The following is a 1544-nucleotide window of genomic DNA, read 5'->3' on the forward strand; positions in this document are numbered from 1 at the left end:
CCCAAGCCGGAACTGGAGAAGGTGCTGGGCAAGACGCTCGGCGTGCCGCTCTTCCAGGAGCAGGCGATGCGCGTCGCCATCGAATGCGCGGGCTTCACGCCCGGCGAAGCCGACATGCTGCGCAAGTCCATGGCCACCTTCAAGTTCACCGGCGGGGTGAGCCGGTTCAAGGACAAGCTGATCGAGGGCATGGTCGAGCGCGGCTATGATCGCGACTTCGCCGAGAAGACCTTCAGCCAGCTGGAAGGATTCGGCAGCTACGGCTTTCCAGAAAGCCACGCGGCATCGTTCGCCCTGATCGCCTATGCCTCGGCCTGGCTCAAGTGCTGGCACCCCGACATCTTCTGCGCGGCGCTCCTCAATTCCCAGCCCATGGGCTTCTACGCGCCGGCCCAGATCGTCCGCGACGCTGTCGAGCACGGCGTCGAGGTTCGGCCCGTCTGCGTGAACGCATCCCGACGGGACTGCACCCTCGAGGAGATGGACGACGGCCGCTTCGCCGTCCGGCTCGGCATGCGCATGGTCAAGGGAATCGCGAACGGTCATGCCGCCCGCATAGCTGCCGTTCGCGGCGAGGAATCCTTTGCCTCCATCGACGACATGTGGCGCCGCGCTGGTGTCCCGTCCCACGTCCTGGAGCAGCTTGCAGAGGCGGATGCCTTCCGCCCTTCGCTCGGCATGGCGCGACGCGAGGCGCTCTGGGCCATCAAGGGACTGAGGGACGAGCCCCTGCCGCTCTTCGCGGCCGCCTCCCTGCGCGAGCACGCAACCGTGTCGGAGCAAGTGGAGCCTGTCACTGCGCTCCGCCGAATGACCGAGGGCAGTGAGGTCGTCTCCGACTATGGCCACACCGGGCTCTCGCTGCGTCAGCATCCCGTATCCTTCCTGAGGGCTGATCTCGCGCAGCGGCGCATCGTGACCTGCCTAGACGCAATGCGTGCCCGCGACGGCCGCTGGCTGGAAGCCGCGGGACTCGTTCTCGTTCGGCAACGCCCGGGCAGCGCCAAGGGCGTGATGTTCATCACAATCGAGGACGAGAGCGGGATCGCGAATCTCGTGGTCTGGCCAAAGATGTTCGAGAAGTTCCGGCGCGTCGTGCTGGGTTCCACCATGTTCGCAGTCCGGGGACGCATCCAGCGCGAGGGGGACGTCGTGCACCTCGTCGCCCATCAGTTGACGGACATGTCGGAGGCGCTTGCGGGGATCGGAAGGCGCGATGCGCCGTTCCCCCTCCCGCACGGCCGCGGCGACGAATTCCATCATGGGAGTCCTACGCCCGACCCGCGCGGCGCCGCCAAGCCGAGGGACATCTACACTCCGGACCTGCACATCGATCGCCTGCGGGTTCAGGCGAAGAACTTCCGCTAGACCGATGGCGGCGCCTGCTTGCCAACGCCGGCTGCGCAGCTAGTCTCGCGAAGCATGTGCAACCTCTTCAACATCTCGACGAACCAGGAGGCGCTTCGCGCGCTCGTCAGTTCATTCGACGACCTGCTCGGAAATCTCGAGCCGTCCATCGACGTGTGGCCCGACCGCACGGCACC

Annotated in this window: 1 protein-coding gene; it reads left to right on the plus strand. The window is 66.4% G+C overall.

Annotation, left to right across the window (positions count from 1 at the left end; genetic code table 11):
• A partial coding sequence (locus EJC49_RS25475) for a helix-hairpin-helix domain-containing protein (RefSeq protein ID WP_245453565.1) occupies window positions 1–1368 on the plus strand: 1368 nt, incomplete at its 5' end.
• Window positions 1369–1544: the final 176 nt, after the last annotated feature.

This window comes from Aquibium carbonis, from assembly GCF_003970795.1.
In the GTDB taxonomy this organism is placed as follows: domain Bacteria; phylum Pseudomonadota; class Alphaproteobacteria; order Rhizobiales; family Rhizobiaceae; genus Aquibium; species Aquibium carbonis.